Annotated in this window: 15 protein-coding genes; 10 read left to right on the top strand and 5 right to left on the bottom strand. The window is 66.8% G+C overall.

Going from position 1 to position 22,690, the window contains the following annotated elements:
- Window positions 1-58 precede the first annotated feature (58 nt).
- Window positions 59-1,516 carry an efflux transporter outer membrane subunit gene (locus AC1DUN_RS09735; RefSeq protein WP_477713789.1) on the top strand — a complete coding sequence of 486 codons (1,458 nt, stop codon included), beginning with the start codon at window positions 59-61 and terminating at the stop codon, window positions 1,514-1,516.
- Between the two features lie 93 nt (window positions 1,517-1,609).
- On the opposite strand, the gene AC1DUN_RS09730 is transcribed toward AC1DUN_RS09735, so the two are convergent.
- Both AC1DUN_RS09730 and AC1DUN_RS09725 read right to left on the bottom strand, forming a co-directional pair.
- Entirely contained in the window at window positions 1,610-2,419 is an 810-nt protein-coding gene (locus AC1DUN_RS09730) for a sugar phosphate isomerase/epimerase family protein (RefSeq protein ID WP_477713788.1), read from the bottom strand.
- Window positions 2,420-2,427: 8 nt separating this feature from the next.
- A complete protein-coding gene (locus AC1DUN_RS09725) occupies window positions 2,428-3,477 on the bottom strand; it encodes a Gfo/Idh/MocA family protein (protein ID WP_477713787.1) in 1,050 nt (349 codons plus the stop codon).
- 111 nt (window positions 3,478-3,588) lie between these two features.
- Between AC1DUN_RS09725 and AC1DUN_RS09720 the strand changes: the two genes are divergently transcribed.
- The 6 genes from AC1DUN_RS09720 (at window position 3,589) to AC1DUN_RS09695 (ending at window position 16,417) form a co-directional block, all read left to right on the top strand.
- Complete coding sequence (locus tag AC1DUN_RS09720; protein ID WP_477713786.1) at window positions 3,589-4,515, top strand: LysR substrate-binding domain-containing protein; 927 nt, start codon at window positions 3,589-3,591, stop codon at window positions 4,513-4,515.
- Between the two features lie 353 nt (window positions 4,516-4,868).
- Window positions 4,869-5,870, top strand: a complete 1,002-nt coding sequence (locus AC1DUN_RS09715) for an alpha/beta fold hydrolase (RefSeq protein ID WP_477714089.1) — start codon at window positions 4,869-4,871, stop codon at window positions 5,868-5,870.
- A 126-nt stretch (window positions 5,871-5,996) separates the two neighbouring features.
- The gene (locus tag AC1DUN_RS09710) at window positions 5,997-9,044 is read left to right on the top strand and encodes a ShlB/FhaC/HecB family hemolysin secretion/activation protein (RefSeq protein ID WP_477713785.1); all 3,048 of its coding nucleotides are present in this window, start codon (window positions 5,997-5,999) and stop codon (window positions 9,042-9,044) included.
- A 10-nt stretch (window positions 9,045-9,054) separates the two neighbouring features.
- The gene (locus tag AC1DUN_RS09705; RefSeq protein ID WP_477713784.1) at window positions 9,055-12,969 is read left to right on the top strand and encodes a beta strand repeat-containing protein; all 3,915 of its coding nucleotides are present in this window, start codon (window positions 9,055-9,057) and stop codon (window positions 12,967-12,969) included.
- Entirely contained in the window at window positions 12,956-14,515 is a 1,560-nt protein-coding gene (locus AC1DUN_RS09700; protein WP_477713783.1) for an argininosuccinate lyase, read from the top strand. Before AC1DUN_RS09705 ends, AC1DUN_RS09700 begins: the two co-directional genes overlap by 14 nt.
- 45 nt (window positions 14,516-14,560) lie before the next feature.
- Window positions 14,561-16,417 carry a peptide transporter gene (locus AC1DUN_RS09695; protein ID WP_477713782.1) on the top strand — a complete coding sequence of 619 codons (1,857 nt, stop codon included), beginning with the start codon at window positions 14,561-14,563 and terminating at the stop codon, window positions 16,415-16,417.
- On the opposite strand, the gene AC1DUN_RS09690 is transcribed toward AC1DUN_RS09695, so the two are convergent.
- A complete protein-coding gene (locus AC1DUN_RS09690; RefSeq protein WP_477713781.1) occupies window positions 16,369-17,643 on the bottom strand; it encodes a cation:dicarboxylate symporter family transporter in 1,275 nt (424 codons plus the stop codon). The two genes, AC1DUN_RS09695 and AC1DUN_RS09690, sit on opposite strands and share 49 nt — an antisense overlap.
- A gap of 174 nt (window positions 17,644-17,817) precedes the next feature.
- Here AC1DUN_RS09690 and AC1DUN_RS09685 point away from each other — a divergent pair, with 174 nt between their 5' ends.
- The 3 genes from AC1DUN_RS09685 (at window position 17,818) to AC1DUN_RS09675 (ending at window position 20,528) form a co-directional block, all read left to right on the top strand.
- Window positions 17,818-18,762 carry a LysR substrate-binding domain-containing protein gene (locus AC1DUN_RS09685; protein WP_477713780.1) on the top strand — a complete coding sequence of 315 codons (945 nt, stop codon included), beginning with the start codon at window positions 17,818-17,820 and terminating at the stop codon, window positions 18,760-18,762.
- A 162-nt stretch (window positions 18,763-18,924) separates the two neighbouring features.
- Window positions 18,925-19,977 carry a 3'-5' exonuclease gene (locus AC1DUN_RS09680; RefSeq protein ID WP_477713779.1) on the top strand — a complete coding sequence of 351 codons (1,053 nt, stop codon included), beginning with the start codon at window positions 18,925-18,927 and terminating at the stop codon, window positions 19,975-19,977.
- Window positions 19,978-20,045: 68 nt separating this feature from the next.
- Window positions 20,046-20,528, top strand: a complete 483-nt coding sequence (locus tag AC1DUN_RS09675) for a hypothetical protein (protein ID WP_477713778.1) — start codon at window positions 20,046-20,048, stop codon at window positions 20,526-20,528.
- A gap of 20 nt (window positions 20,529-20,548) precedes the next feature.
- On the opposite strand, the gene AC1DUN_RS09670 is transcribed toward AC1DUN_RS09675, so the two are convergent.
- Complete coding sequence (locus tag AC1DUN_RS09670; protein ID WP_477713777.1) at window positions 20,549-21,781, bottom strand: multidrug effflux MFS transporter; 1,233 nt, start codon at window positions 21,779-21,781, stop codon at window positions 20,549-20,551.
- A complete protein-coding gene (rsmI, locus tag AC1DUN_RS09665) occupies window positions 21,778-22,626 on the bottom strand; it encodes a 16S rRNA (cytidine(1402)-2'-O)-methyltransferase (RefSeq protein WP_477714088.1) in 849 nt (282 codons plus the stop codon). The genes AC1DUN_RS09670 and rsmI overlap by 4 nt, the downstream gene beginning before the upstream one ends.
- Window positions 22,627-22,690: the final 64 nt, after the last annotated feature.

The following is a 22,690-nucleotide window of genomic DNA, read 5'->3' as shown; positions in this document are numbered from 1 at the left end:
GCGAGTGACCATATTGTATTATAGTCACAATATCGACTACCTGATCCGGAACAAGTCCATGCTGCCCAAACGCACCCTTGCCATCTTCATTGTTGCCGCCTTTTCGGCCGGCTGCGCCGTCGGTCCCGACTACGCCAGGCCCGATACGCCCATGCCGCAACAGTACCTGGGCCAAGCCGCGGTCGACCAGCGGCAGGCCGCCGCCCGCACCGATCTCGTCACATGGTGGACGGGGTTCGGCGATCCGCAGCTGACCCGATTCGTCACGCAGGCCTTGGCGCAGAACCTCGATCTCGCGCAGGCGTCCGCTCGTGTCACCCAGGCGCGCGCAGAACTCGGGGCGGCCCATGCCGCGTTGCTGCCTTCCGGCAATGTCAGCGGCCAGGCCGCCAGAGCCTACCAATCGCTTGAAACGCCTTTGGGCAAAGTCTTGAGCGCCAACCCCGGTTTCGACCGCCACGGCAGTTCTTACGAAGCCAATCTGGGCGCGAGCTGGGAACTGGATCTATTCGGGGGCTTGCGTCGCGGCAAGGAAGCGGCGGTTGCGGGGTACCAGGCATCGGAGGCCGGCGCAAGCGCCACCCGGCTGGCTGTTGCGGCACAGACCGCCGACACCTACATCCTCATTCGTGGGCTGCAAACCCGCCTCGATGTTGCCCGCCGGCAGGTGCAGACGCAGCAGCAATTGCTATCAACCATCAACCTTCTATATGGCAAGGGCTTGGCGGCCGAACTTCAGGTGAGTCAGGCCGAAGCTGCGCTGGCCCAGGTTCGGGCGACCGTGCCGGTCCTTGAGGCGGGCCTGGACGTGGCCATGAACGCGCTTGACGTGATGCTGGGCTCGCCACCCGGAACGCATCGGGCGGAATTGGCTGATGCACGTGCCATCCCCGCGGCGCCGCAAATCACTGCGACAGGCTCTCCGGGTGAGTTGCTCAGGCGCCGTCCCGACCTGATTGTGGCGGAGCGCCGTCTTGCCGCATCGAACGCGCGCATCGGTGTCGCCATTGCCGAGTACTACCCCAAACTTTCTCTGGGTGGGCTGATCGGCAGCGCGACAACCGTGTCCGGCGGCAACCTGTTCACCAGCGGTGCGAGTCAGGCCTCCGGCGTTCTGGGCCTGCGCTGGCGTCTGTTCGACTTCGGCCGCATCAACGCGCAGATCGACCAGGCCAGGGGCCAGGAGGCCGAAATGTTGGCGGCCTACCGGCTTGCCGTCCTGCGCGCAACCGAAGACGTCGAAAACGCCTTCTCAGGTCTGGTCAAGCGCGAAGAGCAGGCCGCCGTGCTTGCGCAAGGCGTGGACTCCCTCGGCCGCGCACGGGCAGCGTCGTTTGCGGCGTACCAAAAAGGAGTTCTCAGCCTGATCGAAGTCCTGCAGGCTGACGAAAACCTGTTGCGCGCCTCCGACGCGCGAGCACAGGCGCAAACCGAATCCGCACGCGCGGCGGTTGCCGCGTTTAAAGCGCTCGGCGGCGGTTGGCAGCCCCAGGAAGCCACGGTAGCAGCCAGATAACACCATGCCTGGCGCGCCCACGGCACCGCCGACTGCAACACGGCCCCCAAGACCTTGAGCCAGAGTAGACGCCACAGAGCGTGTCGCGCCCTTTCACTGTGACGGCCGCCAGGCTTTCAGCAACTCCCGCGACGCGGCGCAGGCGCGCGCGGCGCGTTGCGGCAGTCCCAGCTCCGGATGGGTTGTGCCGGCCGGCGCTTCCACCGACAAGGGGATGTCGGCGGGCAAGGCATCCAGGTAATCCTTCAGCGGCAATTCGCCTTCGCCCGGGAACAAACGTCCCTGGCGCGCTTCGTCCGTGATGCCGGCGTCGGTCGGGTCCTTGAGTAACGCGTCGCACAGCTGTACCGAGCCGAGCAGGGCGGCCGGAATCTCGCGCAGCATGGCGGCCGTTCCTCCGGAGCGGTACAGGTGCAGCAGGTCCACCAGCAGCCTGCCGTTGGGCCGCGCCGCGCGCGTGACGATCTCCAGCGCCTGCGGCAGCGTGCCGACGATGCGAAAGCGCATGAACTCCAGGTCCACGCCGAGGCCGACACTGGCGGCAAGGTCGCACAGCGCGCCGAAGTTGTCGGCCAGGCGGCTGAAGTCCGTGTCGTCGCCCGAGACGCTGAGCCGCCGCGCGCCCAGCTCGGCGGCCAGCGCCACGGCGGCCGCGTAGTCGTCCACGCGCAGCTGCGGCGCGACCGAGAGGAACTCCACGTCATGCACGCCGACGCCGGCATCGGCCATGCGGCGGCGCCATTCGATGACGGTGGGCCGGCTCAGCGGATAACACAGGCCGCCCGGCACGGCGGGGAAGACGCGGATGCCGACCTTCTGGTAGCCGGCCTGGGCCGCGAGGTCGAAGAAGGCCGGCGGCGCCGCGTCCAGCACGGTGAGATGGGCAAGAGACAGCGGGGTCATGGCGTTTCTCAAACCGGCAGCGAAACCGCGCTCCCCGCTTTGGCCGCCTGCGTCACCGCCAGCGTCGCCTCCAGCGTGCGCAAGCCGTCCTGCGCCGAACACACGGGTGCTTCGCGGCCCTCAATCAGCGCGGCGAAATGGCGTAGCTGTTCGGTGTAGGGGCAGCCAATGTGCAGGGCCGTGCGCTCCATGGTCAGCGGGTCGTGCCAGCCCTGGGCCGGGCCCTGGTCCTGGCGGTAGCGCCAGACTTCCAGGCGCGGCAGGGTCAGCGAACCTTCCGTGCCTGAATAGAAATGCGCGTTGATGTCCTGGCGCGGGAAGCGCTCCGCCTCGCCCGCGGCCAGGTCCCAGTTCCAGGGCGCGGCCGCCGTGTCCGACACGGTGACCGTGCCCAGCGCGCCGTTGCGAAAGCGCAGCGCGACCACCGCGGTGTCCTCGACGCCGAAGCCGCGAACCGCGCTGGAGGCCAGGGCCTGCACGCTGTCGATTTCCCCGTAGAGATGCCGCATCAGGTCGATGTCGTGGATCAGGTTGATCAGGATGGGGCCGCCGCCCAGCTCGCGGCGCCAGGCCACGTCGAAATAATCGCGCGGCTTGAGCCAGGTGCACATCACCGTGGCGCTGACCGGCCGGCCCAGGGTGCCGGCGGCCACGATGGCCTTGGCCTTGCGCATGATGGGGTTGTGGCGGCGCTGGTGGCCCACCAGCACCGGCAGCCCGGTGGCGCGCGAGGCCTCGCAGATGCGCAGCCCGTCGGCCAGGGTGTCGGCGATGGGTTTTTCGACCAGCACCGCGGCGCCGTGCGCCAGGCAGTCGACCGTGATCTGCGCATGCGTCACATTGGGCGTCGCGACGATCACGCCTTTCGGTTTGGTTTCGGCCAGCAGGCTTTGGTAGTCGGGGAAGCAGGGCACGCCGATGGCGCTTGCGAAGTCGGCGGCCGCCGGTGTCGGGTCGGCGATGCCGGCGAGTTTCACGTCCGGGCTTTTGAGTGCGCGGTCTATATGGGTGATGCCGATCAGGCCGGCACCGATCACGGCGATAGGAAGTCTGCTCATGGGTCCTTTTTTGATGAGGGCTGCTGTTGGGCTGGAGTCTAGTAACAACAGAAATATCTACAATCCGCAAATAGTTGAGTCGTATTCAACGAGTTGTTGATAATCAAGGCCATGGACCTGAAGGATTTGCACGTGTTCTGCGAGGTGGTTCGCCGCTCCGGCTTTGCCGCCGCTTCGCTGGAGGTCGGCACCACGCCGGCGCACATCAGCAAGCGCATAGGCATCCTGGAGTCGCAGCTGGGTGTGCGCCTGTTCCACCGCACGACGCGGCGCGTGGTGATCACCGAGGACGGCGAGCGCGCCTACCAGTGGGCGCGGCGCATCCTGGACGACAGCAACGCGATGTCCGAGGCCTTCAGCAGCGCCAAGAGCGAGCCCTCGGGCCAGTTGCGCATCGCCACCAGCCAGCGCCTGGGCCGCGAACATGTGGCGCCCATACTGTCCCTGCTTGGCACGCGCTATCCCCGCATCGAGGTCTGGCTCGAACTGCTGGACAGGCGCGTGGACCTGGTCAGCGAGAACTTCGACCTCGACATCCGTGTCGGCGAGCCGGCCCAGCCGCAGCTGATTGCGCAGCGCATGGTGGAGAGCTGGCGCATCCTGTGCGCCTCGCCCGAGTACCTGGCGCGGCGCGGCCACCCCAAGTCGGTGGCCGAACTGGCCGAGCATGAATGCCTGCTGTACCGCGAGCGCGAGCAGCCCTTCGGCACCTGGCGCCTGACAGGGCCCAAAGGGCCGGAGTCCGTCAAGGTGACCAGCCGCTTCAGCTCCAACCACAGCGACGTGGTGAAAGGCTGGAGCGTGGACGGCAAGGGCATCTGCCTGCTGTCGATATGGGATGTCGCGCAGCCTTTGCGCGACGGCCGGGTGGTAAGGGTGCTGCCCACGCACCACGAACCGGCCGACGTCTGGGCCATGACCAGCACCCGCTCGGCCGGCTCGGCCAAGGTCAGGGTCTGCGTCGAGTTCCTCAAGGAACAGCTGGCGCGGGGGCCGCACGCACTGCAGATAGGCGCGCGCTCGTCACGGCCAGCCTAGGCTGCGAACAGGGAGGCCCGGGCGGCCTCCCGCCTGGGCGGGCGAGGGGAGAAAGCCTCTTTTGGATACTTTAAAAGTATCAAATAGCCCGAATTAAGATATTTTACATGCTGCACATGCGTTCCTAGAATCGCGCCAAACAGCCGGTATTTGCAAGTTGTTACAGCTTGCGTTCCCGGTAGCCGGGCAAAAGATCGTCAAGGAAACGCTGGACTTGCAGTCCATCTGTGTCGCGTAGGTGGGGAAGCCGCCATAGCGCACAAGGCGTGAAGCCGTGTCGATCTCCGATTTTTGACAAGCGGGGTATAGGCATGACGTGCATTCGCAATCGATGGTTACAAGTTGTCGTGGCAATGGGCCTGGCCTTTCTGTGTGTGCGCCTTTTTGCCGCGGCCGACAAAACCGCTGGCGAACCACCCAAGGAGCAGGTGATTGACCTGGAAACCGCGGGCGCGGCCTATCCCTTTGCGGTCTATTCCAATATCGACCTGCGCACGCCTGACCCCGGCATCCGGCGCGCAGTGGTTTTTGTGCATGGTGTGCAGCGCGATGCCGACCGCTACTTCGGCGTGGGCCTGGGGCTGCTGCAGGCTGCGCGGCTGGACGCCTCCAGCACCGTGCTGCTGGTGCCGCATTTCCTGACGGCCTCGGACCCGTCGCCGGACGGCAGGATCCCGCTCTGGCGCGGCGGCAACTGGATGCAATGCCAGGAGTCCCGCGGCAAGGAGGCCATCAACTCCTGCGGCGTGCTCGACGACATCGCCCGCTATCTGAGCGCGGACAAGCGCTTCCCCGTGCTCAAGGAAATCGTCTTCATCGGCCACTCGGCCGGCGGCCAGCTGATGCAGCGTTATGCCGTGCTGAACAACAGCGAGGAGGCCTTGCGCAAGGCGGGCATACGCGTGCGTTATGTGGTCTCCAGTCCGTCCTCCTATCTGTACCTGGATGCCAACCGCCCCGAGGGCGAAGACTTCAAGCCGGTCAACAGCATCCTCTGCCCCGGCTACAACAATTTCCGCTACGGCCTGGGCAACATGGTCCCCTACGGGCAGGGCCTGGACGGCGAACAGCTGTTCAAGCGTTATGCGGCGCGCGAAGTCCTCTACCTGGTGGGCGCGCAGGACAACGACCCGGCCTACGAGTCCCTCGACAAATCCTGCGGCGCCGCCATGCAGGGCACGGACCGGCTGAACCGGCACAGGAACTACCTGCGCTACGAACAATTTCTGGCCCGCAAATGGGGCACGCCCGTGGCGCGCGCCGTCATGGTGGTGCCGGACGCGGGCCACGAGGCGGCCGACATTTTTGAATCACGCGAGGTCGCCGAAAAAATTTTCCCGGCCGCCGGCCACTAGCGAAAAGCGGGGACCGCACAAGGACACACAGGGACCAACAGGGACGCGCCGAAATACAGGCACACGAAGACAACACAAAAGAAACGCCGACGGTGTGAACACAACAACAAGACGGAAAACGACAACATGATGCAATCCCCACGCCCTGCCGCGCCCCGGCGAAAAATCCTCGCGTCGCAGATTTGCGCAATGCTGGCAGCCGCGCCCTTCACCTTGCCATGTGCCGTCCATGCGCAGACGCCGCCCAGCGCCGGCACCCTGTTCGACGCAAACCGGCAGCAACTCTCGCCGACGGAAAACACCGGGGCGCAGGCCCCCGCGCAGCGCCCCGCGCGCATCGAGAAAGAGACCGAAGGCAGCGATGAAGGCCAGGGCCTTTCCGCGGGCGGGCCGGGCGTGCAGGTCACGGCCTTTGTGTTGAGCGGCAACCGGTCCCTGCCGGCTTCCGAGTTGCAAGGCCAGTTGCAGGAGTTTGTCGGCCGCGAGCTGGATTTCGCCGGGCTGGGCAAAGCCGCCGCCAAGATCACCGCCTACTACCGCGCGCGCGGCTACCTGGTGGCGCGCGCCTACCTGCCGGCGCAGGAAATACAGGGCGGCGTGGTCGCCCTGGGCATCCGTGAAGGCGTCATAGGCCGGGTGGTGGCCGAGCCCGACGCCAATGTGCGCCTGGACCCGGAACTGATAGGCCGGCACCTCGCGGGGCTGCAGCCGGGCGAGGTGATCCAGGAAAGCGACCTGGAAAACACGCTGCTGCGGCTGTCCGACATCGCCGGCATGACGGTCAAGGCGGTGCTGCGCCCGTCGGCGGAGCCGGGCGCCACCGACGTCATCGTCAAGCTCAGCGAGATGGGCGCGATCACCGGGCGCGTGAGCATAGACAACGGCGGCAGCTTTTACACGGGCGCCAATCGCCTGTCCGCCAACCTGAGCCTCAACGACGCGCTGGGCATGGGCGAAAGCTTCAGCTTGAACACGCAGCAGACGTTTGAAGGCCTGCGCATCGCCGGCGTGGGCTACCAGCAGCCCCTGGGCACAACGGGCCTGACGGTGGGCGCGAACTTCGCGGGCCTGCAGTACAACATCGGCAAAAACCTCAAGGAGGTCCAGGCCAGCGGCGAAGCCCGCATCAGCACGCTGTTCCTCAACGCCGCGCTGCTGCGCAGCCGGCGCGCCAACATCAATGCCTCGCTGGCGGCGGAATACCGGCATTTCCAGGACACCACAGGCGGCACCACCGTCGACAAATCCGCCCATGTGCTGAGCGCGGGCCTGTCCGGCGACTGGCGCGACGATTTGACCGGTGCGCCGGCCAGCAACAGCTGGAATGTGCGCATGGGCATGGGCCACCTGAAAAAAGAAACTGCCAACGACGCCGCGCTGGACCGCTTCACGGCCAATGCGGCCGGCGACTACAAAAAACTCAACCTGTCCTATAGCCGCCAGCAGCAGCTGGGCGGCGGCTTCTCGCTGCTGGGCTCCGTCAGCGCGCAGTACGCCGACAAGAACCTGGACGCGTCGGAAAAAATGAGCCTGGGCGGCTCGAACGGCGTGCGCGCCTACCCGGCCGGCGAAGCTGCCGGCGACCAGGGCATGCTGGCCCGGCTGGAGCTGCGCAAAACCCTGGGCGTCGTCGGCAACGCGGTGGTGGAAGGCGCGCTGTTTGCCGATGCGGGGCGCGTGACCATCAACAAAAAACCCTGGGATGCCAGTGAAAACCGCGCCAGCCGCTACGGCTACGGTGTGGGCCTGAACGTCTACCACAAGGACCTGGTGTTTAACGCGAGTTTGGCGATGTCGCCCGGCGTCAACCCGAGCAGCGAACCGAAAAGCGCACGCCGCCTGTGGCTGTCGGTCTCGGGGTCGCCCCAGGCCTTCACCGGCCTGGCCTCCAGCAGCAGCGGCGGCAACCGCGGCGAGGATTTTGAGGAAGCGCAGGACGGCATGCTGTTTTACGGCTCGCTGGGCATCATCCCCGAATACGTGAGCCGCTCGGACTCCACGCCCGCGGCGCCCGCCGACCAGAGCAAGCTGGCCACGCCCAACGGGCGCAATATGTCGGGCTTCTGGCGCGCGCGCGACAACGTCTCTTATATAGGCGCGCGCGGCGGCATCCCGGTCTATGAACAGTGGAAGCTGCTGTGGCAGCTGGAGCTGGGCCTGTCGCTGAGCGCGGGCGCCGCCGGCGTCGATGCCTCGCCCGACTGGACACACAGGCAGGAGCTGCGCAACACCGGCGTGGCCGTCGCCCATCCCGAGGCCGGCACCGCGATGTACGGCAACTGGGACATGCCGCTGAAAGAAAGCACGACTTCCTTCGACCCCTTCGGCGCCACCACCAGCGCGGCCCACTACAACATCATCGGCTCGCCGGGCTTTGCCACCAGCATCACCCGGAATTCGGGCCCGGTGGGCACGGCGGCGGTCAACAACAACGACGATGCCGCCTTCAACCGGCGCCAGGCCGGCGTGTACGGCTACTGGACGCCCAAGATGGGGGGTTTCCAGCTCAAGCTGGCGTATTCGAACAACGGCATGAAGGCCGCACCTGATGTTGACACCGGCTACCTCTACGGCGGCAGCCTGTCCTACGAGAACGGCGGCTTCTCCGCCGTGGTGGCGGCCGAGCAGCACATCAATTACTTCGGCATCGCCAGCCTGGGCCGCAACGCGCGCGGCGTGGGCACCAACACCCATGTCACGCAGGGCACCACCTCGGACGACTACAGCGTGCGCTACGGCGTGGCCTACGACTTCGGCGACACCAAGGTCTCGCTGATCGCCGACGAACTGCGCTACGCCGAATCCGGCGTCGTCAACACCAGCGTCACCTCCAGCGACATGTCCAGCTACCGCCGCCGCGCCTACATGGTCGGCGTCACCCACAAGATAGGCGCCTGGCAGCTGCGCGCCAGCCATGCCAAGGCCTTCGCGGGCGACTGCACCATGATTTCCGGCAACGGCGTGAACTGCTCGACCGAGGGCATGGGCGCGACCTCCCAGGCCATCGGCTTTTCCTACAACTGGAGCAAGCAGCTGAGGATCTTCGGCCAGTATGTGGTGCTGCGCAACCAGCCGCTGGCCAACTACAACTACGCCGTCGCCGGCGTGTTCGGCACCTCCGGCGTGGGCACCACGATTCGCGCGATCGGTGTCGGTATCAACTACACATTCTGAGGGGCTCGCCATGACGCACCAACCTTCCCCGGCTTCTTCCATTCATGCGGCGCGCAAAAACCGCCCGAGGCTGACGCCGCTGACGGCCGCCATGCTGTCGGCGCTGTGCAGCATCTACCCGCTGCGGGTATACGCGCTGGACCCCGGCGCCCTGCCGACCGGCGGCCAGGTCACGGCCGGCAGCGGCAGCATCAGCCAGAGCGGCAACGTGATGAACGTGGTGCAGGGCAGCGACCGCATGGCCGCGACCTGGAACACCTTCAACATCGGCAGCGCGGCCAGGGTCAATTTCGCGCAGCCCTCGGCCTCGTCGGTGGCGCTCAACCGGGTCACCTCCAGTGACGCCTCGCAGATCATGGGCCAGCTCAATGCCAACGGGCAGGTCTACCTGATCAACCCCTCGGGCATCCTGTTCGGCCAGGGCTCGGCCGTCAACGTCGGCGGCCTGGTGGCCAGCTCGCTGAACCTCTCCGACGCCAATTTCATGGCCGGCACCAACCGTTTTGAAGCCGGCGGCGCGGGTGGGGCGGGCGGCGCCGTGATCAACCAGGGCAGCATCGTCGCGGCCGACGGTGGCTACGTGGCGCTGCTGGGCGCGCAGGTGCGCAACGAAGGCAGCATCACGGCCCGCCTGGGCAGCGTCATGCTGGGCGCCGGCGAAAAAGTCACACTGGACTTCAATGGCGACGGCCTGATCAATATGCAGATCAGCGACCCCGCGCTGGGCGCCAGCGTGGTGAACCAGGGCCTGCTCAAGGCCAATGGCGGCGTGGTCGTCATGTCGGCACGCTCCGGCGACGCACTGCTGTCTCATGTGGTCAACAACGAGGGCGTGATCGAGGCGACCAGCCTGCAGCGCCGCAACGGCGCCGTGCTGCTGGACGGCGGCGGCGCGGGTGTCGTCGCGGTGAGCGGCCGTGTCGACGTCTCGGGCCGCGGCGCCGGCGAAACCGGCGGCAGCTTCAAGGCCCTGGGCCAGTACGTCGGTGTGTTCGACGGCGCGCGCATAGACGCCTCGGGTGACGCCGGCGGCGGCACCGTGCTGGTCGGCGGCAACTACCAGGGCAGCGGCACCGAGCGCCAGGCCGTGGGAACCTTCATGGGCGAAGACGCCCGCATCAACGCTGACGCGATCAGCAGTGGCGACGGCGGCAAGGTCATCCTGTGGTCCACCGACAGCACGCGCTTTCACGGCGGCATCACCGTGCTGGGCGGCGGGCAGACCGGCAGCGGTGGCCTGGTCGAGACCTCGGGCCACGCCCTGGAGGCGACGGGTTCGGTGGATATCAGCGCAGCCTCCGGCAAGGGCGGCACCTGGCTGATCGACCCCTACAACATCAACATCACAAGCACGGCAAGCGTCGGCGCGACCTCGAGCTCGCCCTTCACCTCCAGCGGCGCGGCCAGCTCCAACCTGAGCTCGGCCGTCCTCAACGCCTCGCTGTCCGAAGGCGCCAACGTGATTGTCCAAACCTCCGCCGTCGGCGGCACCTCGGGCGACATCAATGTGCTGGACAACGTCAAGGGGGTGGGCAATGCCTCTCTGACCCTGCAGGCGCACCGCAACATCATCATGGGCAGCGGCCGTGTCATTTCCAACGGCACCGGCAAAAGCCTCAACGTCTCGCTGGTCTCCAACTATGGCGATACCGGCAACGGCTCGGTGGCATTGACAGGCAGCACCATCACCACCAACGGCGGGGCCATCACCATCAGGGGCGGCAGCAATCCGCTGACCGGCTATGCCGCCACCAACCAGAGCAGCGCCTCGGGCGTGGCGATCACCGCGGGCACCACGCTGAGCACCAGCGGCGGCAACATCACGATACGCGGCGCCTCCACCTCGACAAGCTCCACCAGCAGCGCGGTGAATATCTCCGGCTCCACGCTCAATGCCGGCGGCGGCAACATCGCCATCCTGGCCAACGTTGGCATCGCCGGCGCGACCGGCGACGCCTTTGTGCTCACAGGCGGCAGCAACGTGCAGACCAGCGGCGCCGGCTCCATCACGGTGGACAGCACCAATCTGGGCAGCGGCAACGGCACACGCATCTTCAGCACCAACAACACCCTGGCCGCCAGCGGCTCCGGCAATCTGACGATCAGCGGCAACGCGACTTCAGGTTTCGGTGTGCTGATCTGCTCGACCGCCAGCGGCTCCTCGCAGCAACTCACCGTGGGCAGCGGAAACCTGACCGTGCAGGCCAATTCCAACGGCTTTGCCGGCGCCGGCCGCGGCGTTTACCTGGCGGCCTCGGGCACCGGCGGCGTGGTGCTCAATGCCACGGCCGGCGGCGCCATCACGCTGGGCGGCAGCAGCACCGGCAGCTACGGCACGGTGCTCAATTCGACGGGCTCGGGCTCCTCCATCAGCATTTTCTCGGACGGCGCCATCACCGTGGCCGGCAACACCTCGGGCGGCACGACGCCGGCGCTGGGGCTGCTGAGCTCGGGCAGCGGCGCCAGCGCGGCCACCGCTTCGAGGATCAACATCAACACCACGGCCGGCGCGCTCAAGCTGCTGGCCAACAACAGCGTGGTCAACCCCACCACCGGCTCGTTCAAGGCCGTGTCGCTGGACGCCAGCGGCGCCTACGCCAGCATCAACCTGGGCACGCAGTCGGGCGCGCTGACGCTGGACGGCACCAGCTACTCGGGCCGGGGCGTGGACATCGCGCCCTCCGGCGCCAATGCGGCGATCAACATCACGACCGGCAGCGGCGCCATTGCCGTCAACGGCAACAGCACCAGCAGCTTCGGCGGCTACGGTATCTTCCTGAACTCCACCGGCAACGCCAACGGCGTCAACGTCACCACCGTGAGCGGCGACATTACTTTCCGCGGCGACTCCATAGGCACCTCGGACGCCATCTCGCTGGGCGGCAGCGCTTCGAGCACCAATTCGGTCAACAACATCGCCTCGCAGGGCGGCAACATCACGCTGATGGGCAACTTCCACTCGCCGAACATCGCGGAACTGGACCACGGCATCGCCATCCAGAACGTCGCCAACCGCATCCAGACCACCGGCGCGGGCAATGTGACGCTGGTCGGCAATGCCGCCGACCAGGGCAACGGCGTCAGCATCTACGGCGGCGGCAAGGCGCTGCTCAGCGTCGAGAACGGCGCGCTCGCGATCACCGGCAGCAGCGTCTACGGCGACGGCGTGGGCGTGCTGACCGGCAACAACGTCATTCGCGCCACCGGCAGCGGCACGGTGAGCGTGGCCGGCAATTCCATCTACGGCAGCGGCGTCACCCTCTACCCTTCGACGGCGACCAGTTCCGCCGCCATCTCCACGGTGTCGGGCAAGCTCTCGGTCACCGGCAACAGCGGCCCGGCCTCGGCCGCGCCGGCGGTGCTGCTGCGCAGCGCGGCCTCGGGCTCCGCCAACGGCGTCAGCATCACCTCGGGCAGCGGCGATATCGACATCCAGGCGACGGCCGCCGGCTCCGGCGAGGGGCTCTCCATCGTCGGCAGCAGCGCCAATGCCTTCAACACCGTCAGCACGGGCGGCGACGGCAGCCTGCGCGTTTCGGGTTCGGGCGGCAGCTACGGCGTGCGCATAGACGGCGGCACCAACAAGCTGCAGGTGGAAAACGGCCTGCTGCTCATCAGCGCCAGCGCGCCCAACGGGCAGGCTTTCAGCCAGTCCTCGGATGTCACGACGATTGCCGCCACTGGCTCCGGCACCGTGCTGCGCAGCCTGGGCGGCACCATCAACAACAGCCTGACCAGTGCCGCGTCGGCTGGCGCCACCGCCGCGCTGCAGACCGAAATGACCGGCGGCGACTGGATGGCGCCGCTTGCCGACACCGCGCTCCCGCCTGCGGGCAACGGTACGGACAAGCTCACCATTTCGGTGCTGTCGCCAGGCTCCAGTCTCAATGCATCCGCCGGAGGAAAAGACGATGCGACGCCTTGAACCCGCGCCCGCCGCGGCGACCATTCGCTTCGTGCCGCCGCGCCGGACCGGGCGGCTGGTGCTGCTTGCGCTGCTGCTGGCATCGCTGTGCGGCGCGGCCATCGCCACGGACAAAACCTCCGGGAAGGCCGAGCACGACAATTTCCATTTCCTTGGCGAGATGAACAAGGCTTCCACCGTGATGGTGGTGGAGACCCGGATCGTCCCGCCCGAGCTCGGCAAAAAGATCGCGCGAGCGGTCGACCAGGTGATCCGGGACGGCAGCCAGCCGGGCGCCAAACGCCCGGGGGACTACCTGCAGTACGAGCCGCTGATCCTGGCGCTGGCCGGCCCCGACGGCTCGCGCATGCATTCGGGCCGCAGCCGCCAGGACATGCTGTCCACCACACGGCGCTTGATGCAGCGCGAGCGCGCGCTGGCCCTGATGGCCGCGATGATCCAGTCGAAAGCGCAGTTGCTGGCCGTGGCCGGGAAAAACCTGGACACCATCGTGCCGGCCTATACCAACGGCGTGCAGGCCCAGCCCACCACTTACGCGCACTACCTGCTGGCTTTTGCCTCGGTCTTCGGGCGCGACAGCGCGCGCCTGAAGGAAGCCTATGCGCGCCTGAACCTGAGCCCGCTGGGCGCGGGCGCGCTCGGCACCTCGAGCTTCCCGGTCAACCGCGAGCGCCTGGCGGAACTGCTGGGTTTTGACGGCGCGCTGGAAAATTCCTACGACGCGGCGCAGCTCGGCGCGCTGGACCAGGGCGTGGAACTGGTGGGCCTGTGCAGCAATGCGGCGCTGATGATGGGCCTGCTGGTGCAGGACATGCACACCCAGTACCACCAGGCCGTGCCCTGGATCACCCTGCAGGAAGGCCGGCTCACCGGCACCAGCAGCATCATGCCGCAAAAGCGCAACCCTTATGCCCTTAACGTGCTGCGGCTGCAGGCCAGCGAGGTGGTGGGCCGCGCCTTCACCTACCAGCTGGAGGCGCACAACGTCACGCCCGGCATGCCCGACTACAAACGCGACCAGGTCGAAAAAACCCTGGAGCTCACCACCGATGCCTTTGTGAAGCTGGCCGAGCTGATGAACAACCTCGTCATAGACCGCAGCCGCGCCCTGCAGGAAGTCGAGGCTGATTACTCCACCACCACCGAGCTGGCCGACATCCTGCAGCGCGACTCCGATGTCCCCTTCCGGGTCGGCCACCATTTCGCCTCGGAGCTGGTCAGCTACGGGCGCGCCAACAAGCTCAAGCCCGCCGAGATTCCCTTTGACGTCGTCAAGCAGCTGTACACCGAAGCGGTGAAGGCCTTTGACTTCCCGCGCACGGAATTCCCGCTCACGCAGGAACGCTATCAGACCGCGCTGAGCGCGCAGAACATGCTGGCCTCGAGCAAAGGCCTGGGCGGCCCGCAGCGTGCGGAGACCGCCAGAATGCTGGCGGCCGAGAAGCGCAGGCTGGACCAGGACGCCGCCTGGCTCAAGGCGCAGGAAGAAAAACTCGCGCTGGCCCAGCAGAAGCTGGACCGCACTTTTTCCGGGCTGTTCCAGTGAGCCTGGTGTCGGAAACGGTGATACTGGCGTTGCTGGAGGGGCGCCATGGCTGAGGACATCTTTTCGCTCGAGAACTTCGAATACCTGTGCTACTCCCGGCAGCAGGAGCCGGCCGCGCGCGAGCTGGTCAAGCTGCTGCTGCTCATAGACAGGAATTACGGCAACCTGGACGGCAACTTCGCGCTCAGCCTGTCGGCCGCCGTGGGCGCGCAAGAGCGCGACGCGCACGGCTTGACCCGCATCACCAGCGCCATCTCGGCGCTGTTTTCCGACCCGGGCTTTCACGTCACGCCAAACGGTTTCGGCCAGTTCATCAACTTCCAGCGCTGGCTCTCGGCGCTGTTTGCCGCCAGCGCCTTCGTCCACTGCGACCACATCCTGAAGTCGCTCAACTTCCTGGGCCCGGGCGCGCCGGAGTTCCACGTGAGCGAGCAGGACCTGGTGAAGTTCTGCATCCTGTATTCGCCCGAATCGGAAATCCCGCTGGACGCGGAACTGCTGTGGCGGCAGAACAAAAAACTGGCCGCCGCGCTGTTCACGGCCCTGCTTTCGCCGCGCTTTCTCGGCTCACCCGCTGCACACTCCAAACGCGAAGCGCTGCTGGCCTGGCTGCCCGACCACCTTGAGGAAATCGACAGCCTGGACCTGCTGCCGCTGGGCATCCTGCACGACGTGTACATGCACTGCAGCTATGCCGACCTGCCCGGCCGCCACGAGATCAAGCGCCCCATCAACCGCCTGATCCGCAAGAAGCTGGAGGCGCTGGGCCTGGCCCGGGTGCCCCTCACCCTGGCTCCGGCCAGCACGGACAAGCCCGTCATGCTGGTGCTGCTCGAGTGGTTTTCCGGCGGGCATTCGATTTACCGCACGCACTCCAGGAGCATGGAGGCCGCGCGCCGGCATTTTTACGTGGTGGCCGTCGCCTATCCCGGCAACATCGACGAGCTGGGCCGGGCGGTGTTCGACGAGGTCGTGGATTTCGAGGCGCCCAACGACATGATGGCCTGCCTGCGCCAGCTGCACATGCTGGCCTGCGCCCTCAAGCCCGCGGTGTTCTACATGCCCAGCGTCGGCATGTTTCCCATCACCATGTTCGCGGCCAACCAGCGCCTGGCACCGGTGCAGGTGGCCGCGCTGGGCCATCCGGCCACCACCCACTCCGACCGCATCGACTACATCAGCGTGGAAGACGATTTTGTCGGCGACCCGGCCTGCTTCAGCGAAACCCTGCTGCGCCTGCCCAAGGACGGCCAGCCTTACCGGCCGTCCGCCATAGCGGTCTCGCTGGAGAGGCCGCAGCGGCAGGACTCGCCCGTGGTCAACATCGCGGTGGCCTCGACCACCATGAAGCTCAACCCGAAATTTTTGCTGGCCTGCCAGAAAATACGCGCCGGCTCGCGCAAGCAGGTGCGCTTTCATTTCCTGATCGGGCAGGCGACCGGCCTGATCTACCCGCAGGTGCTAAGGGTGGTACGCCGCTACCTGCCGGACGCCGAGGTCTACGCCCACCAGCCCTACCCGGACTACCTTGCTATCTTCAGCCGCTGTGACATGTTTTTGAGCCCTTTCCCTTTCGGCAACACCAACGGCATCACCGACGCGATGACAGTCGGCCTGCCCGGCGTGTGCAAGACGGGGCCCGAGGTGTTCGAGCATATTGACGAGGCCCTGTTCCGGCGCCTGGGCCTGCCGGACTGGAGCATTGCCGCCAGCGTGGAGGGCTACGTCGCGGCCGCCATCCGCATGGCCGACGACTACGAGGAGCGGGCCGCGCTCTACCGCCGGCTGGAGCGGCCCGAGTGCCTGGATGCCCTGTTCCTGGGCCGCGCGGAGTGCCTGGGCGACCGCCTGCATCAGACCTGGTTGGCGGCGGCCGGCAGGTCCTTGCCCGACAGGGCTTGATGCATGGCCTGGCGGTCCAGCGTTTTTTCCCAGGCGCAGACGGCGACGCAGGCCACACAGTTGCCGATCACGTTGGTGAGGGAGCGGCATTTCATCAGCCGCTCCACGCCCAGCAGCAAGACCATGCCGGTCAGGGGAATCAGGTTCAGGCTGGCCAGCGTCGCGGTCAGGGCCACGAAGGACGAACCGGCGACGCTGGCGGCGCTCTTGGACGTCAGCATCATGATGCCCAGCAGCGACAGCAGCTGCCAGAACCCCAGGTCGACATGCGCCACCTGCGCCAGGAAGACCGCCGCCATCGCGATGTAAAGATTGCTGCCGTTCAGGTTGAAGCTGTAGCCGGCCGGCAGCATCAGGCGCACCACGGGTTTGGCGCAGCCCATTTTTTCCAGCTTCTCGACCAGGCCCGGCAGGGCGGCGATCGATGAGCTGGTGAAAAAGACCAGCATCAGCTCTTCCTTCACGTAGGCGACCAGGCGAAAGATGTTGCAGCCGGCGGCGCGCGCGACCAGGCCCATCACGACGAAGACGAACAGGACGCTGACCAGGTAGATCGCGGCGAGAAAATTCAGCAGCGGCAGCGCCGAGGATATGCCGTAGCGGCCTATCATGAAAGCCACGGCGCCGAAGGCGGCCAGCGGCGCGAGCTTCAGGACCATGCCGACCATGCCGTAAAACACCTGCTGCACGCCTTCTATGAGTTCCAGCAGACCGCGGCCGCGCTCGCCCACGCGCGCCAGCGCGATGCCCGTCAATAGTGCCAGCAGCAGGACCTGCAGGGTGTTGTTGCCGGTGAATGCGCCGGTGAATGTCGAGGGAATGATGTCCAGCAAAAAATCGCTCGTGTTTTGCGCGGCCGGTGCGGGCGCCGCGCGCTGCGCGGCCTCGGCGGCAAAAACCGGCGCGAAGCCTTTGCCGGGCGCCAGCAGCAGGGCGCCCACCATGCCCGCGGCCAGCGAGAGCACGGTCATGGCCTCGAAGTAGAAGAATGCCTTGACGCCGACCTGTGTTGCCTGCAGCCGGTTGCGCATGCCGGCGATGCCTGACACCACCAGGCAAAAAATCAGCACGCCGATCAGCATGCCGATCAGGCGCAGAAAGCCGTCGCTCAGGGGTTTCATCAGTGTGCCGGCTGAAGGGAAAAAATGCCCCAGCAGCATGCCGGCGGCAAAGGCGAGGGCCATCTGCGCGATGGGATGGCGAAGCGTTTTTCTGGTTCTGGTCATCGACCGCCCAGTCTACGGGTGATCCTGCCGCGGAGCTTCGCGAGCCGCGCCGTACGGTGGATTTTTGGGGATGGACGGCGAGTGTAAAGACGCGAAGGTGTCACCCGCACCGAGGGCATATGCATAAAATCCGGAGGCAATATTCCTAATATCTTTAAAAGATAGGTTGAGGCGATGGAACTTAGACATCTGCGCTACTTCCTGATGGTTGCCGAGGAGCAGCATTTCACGCGCGCCGCCGAGCGGCTGAACATGCAGCAGCCGCCCCTGAGCCACCAGATCCGGCTGCTGGAAGAAGAGCTGGGCTTCGAGTTGTTCCGCCGCCATCCCAAGGGCGCGGCGCTGACGGCCGGCGGCGCCGTGTTTGTGCAGGAGGCCAAGGCCATACTGCGCGGCGTTGAGCAGGCCTCGGCGCGCGCGGCGCGCGCCGCGCAGGGGTTTGAAGGCACGCTGGCCATAGGCTTTACCAGTTCGGCCGCGGCCCATCCCTTGATTCCCGGCATCATCCGCGCCTACCGCGACGCCTATCCCGATGTCCACCTGGACCTGCGCGAAGCCAATGCGGCCGAGCTGACCGAAGGCATAGACCGGGGCAAGGTCGATGTCGCGATTTTGCGTTCGCCCGTCAGCCATCCGCGCGGCGTGCGGTTTTTCTCCTTGCTGGAAGAAGAGATGCTGCTGATCCTGCCGGTGGGCCACGCGCTGGTCGCGGGTGCCGCCAAGGACAAGATGCCGGTCATTGACCTGAGGTCCCTGGCCGATGAGCAGTTCATCCTGGTGCGCAGGCACGGCGCGCCGGGCATGTATTCGGACCTGATCGAGGCCTGCGAACAGGCGGGCTTCACGCTCAAGATCGCCACCGAGGTCGAGCGCATGCTGACCAACATCAGCCTGGTCGCGGCCGGCGCGGGCGTCTCCGTCGTTCCCGCCTCGATGAAGAATTTCCACCGCGAGAGCGTGGTGTACTGCCGCATCCGCAATGCCAGGCCCGCGCTCGTGGCGCCCATCACGCTGGTGAGCCGGGATGACAGCGACTCGCCGGCTGAAAAGAATTTCCTGGACCTGGCCAAAAGTTTCGCGCGCCAGCACAAGGCCGCAGAGCAGGCGCGCCGCGCATAGGCGTCGAATGTCTCGGTCTCTTGCACGGTGCGCAAACGGTGCCGGCATGAAAGGACCGCTGGCTTGCTATCTGCGAAGATAGCGGGCTTTATTCCAAGCAAACCCAGGAGCAGGCATGCAAGACGCTATCCATCCCCAGAGGCTTCAGGCCTTCCCGCGCGCATGAAGGCGGGCGGTCAACTGGGTTTCGGTTTTGACGAGGGTCTGCTGGCGATGGCCGCCGAGGCCGCTGCCGCCAAGCTGCGCAAGCCCAAGGCGGCCAAGCCTGCGGCACCGGCTCCCGCGGCGCCCCCCGCCACGGCCGGCGAGAGCCCCGAGGCCATGGCCCAGGCGCTGGAGCGCCACCCCGACTACCGCGTGCTGAGGCGGCTGGTGCCGGCCATGGAATTTCCGCAGGCGCCCCAGGGGCCCGTGGCCCATGTGGTGATTCTGGACACCGAAACCACGGGGCTGGACGCCTCGCGCGACCAGATCATGGAGCTGGCGCTGCTGCGCATCCAGGTCGACACGCAAACCGGCTTTGCGACGGGCCCGGTCCAGGTTTATGACGGGCTGCGCGACCCGGGCATGCCGGTGCCGAAAATCGCGCGCGAGATCACCGGCATCAGCGACGCGATGCTGGCGGGCCAGCAGCTGGACATGGCGCGCGTGGGCAGCCTGCTCGAGGGAGTGGACCTCGTCGTCGCGCACAACGCGGGTTTTGACCGTCCCTTTGTGGAAGGCCTGATCCCCGGGGCCCAGGCCTTGAACTGGGCCTGCTCTTTTGCCGACATCGACTGGACGGCGGCGGGCCACAGCTCGGCCAAACTCAGCTACCTGGCTTCTGAACTCGGCTGGTTTTACGATGCGCACCGCGCGGAAATGGACTGCCATGCGCTGCTGGCGGTACTGATGGCCGAGTTACCGGGCCAGGGCGTCAACGGCCTGGCGCACTTGTTGTCCACCGCCCGCCTGCCCAGCTACCGCCTGCAGGCCACAGGCGCGCCCTTCGCGGCCAAGGAACTGCTCAAGAACCGCGGCTACCGCTGGGACAGCACCGCCAAGGTCTGGCACACGCGGCTGGGCGGCGATGCCGCGCTGCAGGCCGAATGTGAGTGGCTGCAACAGGATGTTTATGGCGGGCGTGCCGCGCGGCTGGCCTGGGAGCGCTACGACGCGACCAGCCGCTACTCAGGCCGCGCGGGCACGCCGGGCTGGGCGCAGCTCAATGGCTAAGCCGCCGGGAACATTCGTGTGCCGGCGCTGTCAGACAAATCCAGGGATAAATCCAGGAGCTACCCCCTATGACCATGGTTAAAACCGTTTCCGCAGCGGCCCTTGCCGCTTTCCTGGCCGCGGGCTGCGCCGTCGGCGTGCAGCCCGGCATGTCGCGAGAGCAGGTCCTCGCGAGTTATGGCGCGCCCACGCGCGCGGTGCCACTGGCCTCGGGCACGCGCCTGCAGTATTCCCGCCAGCCCGCGGGCCAGACGGCCGTGATGGTCGACCTCGATGCCGCGGGCAAGGTGGTGAGCGCCAGGCAGGTCCTGAACCCGCAGGACTTCTCCAGGATAGAAGTCGGCAAATGGACGCGTGCCGACGTGGAGCGCGAGTTCGGGCCTCCCGCGAAGGTCGACGGCGTGGCCTCCTGGTCGGGCGACATCATGACCTACCGCTGGCGGGACGGCATCCAGGACATGTTCTTTTTTGTCTACCTCGATGCCGGCTACGTGGTGCAACGTGTGGGCCAGGGCATGGAGTTCCCGGTCAGGGTGAACGACCGCTGGTAAAGCGGTCTCTGGTGCTGCTGTCAGTCGCGCGAGGCGACGCGGCCTATCTCGGGCCAGCGGTGGTGCAAATACATCCAGGCCGTGAGCCCTATGCACATCATGCCCAGCGACACCGCGGCCAGCGCGGGCGTGGAATGCATGACCAGCGGCGCGACGATGCCGGCCACGATGCCGTTGGCGGTGGAGCCGATAAAGGCCTGCAGCGAGGACGCCATGCCGCGCCGCTCGGGATACAGGTCCAGCACCAGCAGCGTGACCACTGGCACCATCAACGCCCAGCCGAAGGCGAACACCGCGATCGGGAACAGCGCCCAGGAGGCATGCGGCGTGAACAGCAGGTTGGCCGTGAGGTTCAGCACCGAGGTCAGCAGCATGATGACAAAGCCGTGGCGTATCTGCTGCTTGGGCGCGATCTTGCCCGCCAGCCGGCCGCTGAGCCAGGCGCCGGACATGATGCCGGAAATGGTGAGCAGGAAAAACCAGAAGAACTCGGTGGGCTGCAGCGCCAGGTGGTCCCCCAGAAACGCGGGCGCCGACAGCACATACAGAAACATGCCATTGAAGGGCACGCCGCTGGCCAGTGCCAGCAGCAAAAAGCGCGGGCTGGAGCCCAGCTGCCAATAGCCGCGCATCAAATGCCGCACCTCAAAAGGCTGGCGGTCCAGCGGCGGCAGCGTTTCGGGCAGGAAGCGGAAGTTGGTTGTCCAGAGCACCACGCCCACGCCCGTGAGGAACCAGAAGATGCTGTGCCAGCCCAGGTGCACAAACAGCCAGCCGCCGACGATGGGCGCCAGTGCGGGCGCCACGCCGAAATAAATCGTCACCTGGCTCATGACCTGCTGGGCCTGCGCCGGCGGGTACATGTCGCGGATCACGGCGCGCGAGACCACGATGCCGGCGCCCGTCGACAGGCCCTGCACGGCCCGGAAGAAGACCAGCTGGCCTATGCTTTGCGACAGCGCGCAGCCGGCCGAGGCCAGGGTGAACAGCGCGATGCCCCAGAGCACGACCGGCCGGCGGCCGAAGCTGTCGGCCAGCGCGCCGTGGAACAGGTTCATGAAGGCAAAGCCGAAGAGGTAGGCCGACAGCGTCTGCTGCATCTGCACCGGCGAGGCGCCCAGCGACTGCGCGATGCCGGAAAACGCCGGGATGTAGGTGTCTATGGAAAACGGCCCCAGCATGCCGAGGATGGCCAGCAGGGCGGCGAGTGTCCAGCGCGGGGCGCGCCAGAGCTGGTCGGCATTGGGGTTCATGCGTTTTTGAGCTTGAGGGCGGTTTCGTAGAGTTCGTTGCGTCCCAGGCCGGTGATGTCGGCGGCCAGCTTCACGGCGGTCTTGAGCGGCAGTTCGGCCAGCAGCAGCTGCAGCACCCGCGTGCCGTCCTCGGCGCTCTCGGGCGCGGCGCACGGGTGCAGCACCAGGGCGAATTCACCGCGTGTGCGCTGCGGCCCCGCGGCCAGCCAGGCCGCGAAGTCCTGCGCGGGCACCGTCGCGATTTCCTCGAACTGCTTGGTCAGTTCGCGGCCCACGGTGACCGGGCGCTCCCCCAGCACGGCCATGGCGCGCGCCAGCGCCTCGATGCGGTGCGGCGCCTCAAGAATGACGACGGCCCGCGTGTCGGCCTGCAGCGCTGCGATGGCCTGGTCGCGTTCGCCGGCCTTGCTCGGCAAAAAGCCGGCAAACACAAAACCGGTCTCGCCGCCGGGGCTGGCCAGGCCGGCCACGCTGAGCACCGTGGTGACGCTGCTGGCGCCGGGCAGGGGCATGACGGCCAGGCCGGCCGCGCGCACCGCCGCGACCAGGCGCGCGCCGGGATCGCTCACGGCGGGCGTGCCGGCATCGCTGACGTAGGCCACGCGCTCGCCGCGCTGCAGGCGTTCAATCACCAGGTTCGCGGCCTCCGCCTCGTTGTGCTCATGCACCGCGAGCAACGGCTTGTCGATACCGTACTGGCGCAACAGGGGCTGGGAGTGGCGCTTGTCCTCGCAGGCGATCGCGTCTACCAGCTGGAGCACTTGCAGCGCGCGCAGGCTGATGTCGGCCAGGTTGCCTATGGGTGTGGCCACGACATACAGCGCGCTTTCCGGATAATGCTGCATGCCCGCCGCGGCGCGCGCCGCATCCAGGGCCAGGTCGAAAGAAGCGTTCAATGTGGTTTTCCAG

The sequence above is a fragment of the Polaromonas sp. P4_F6 genome, assembly GCF_056401275.1.
Note: the sequence above shows the minus strand (reverse complement) of the source record. Positions and strands in the feature narration are given on the sequence as shown.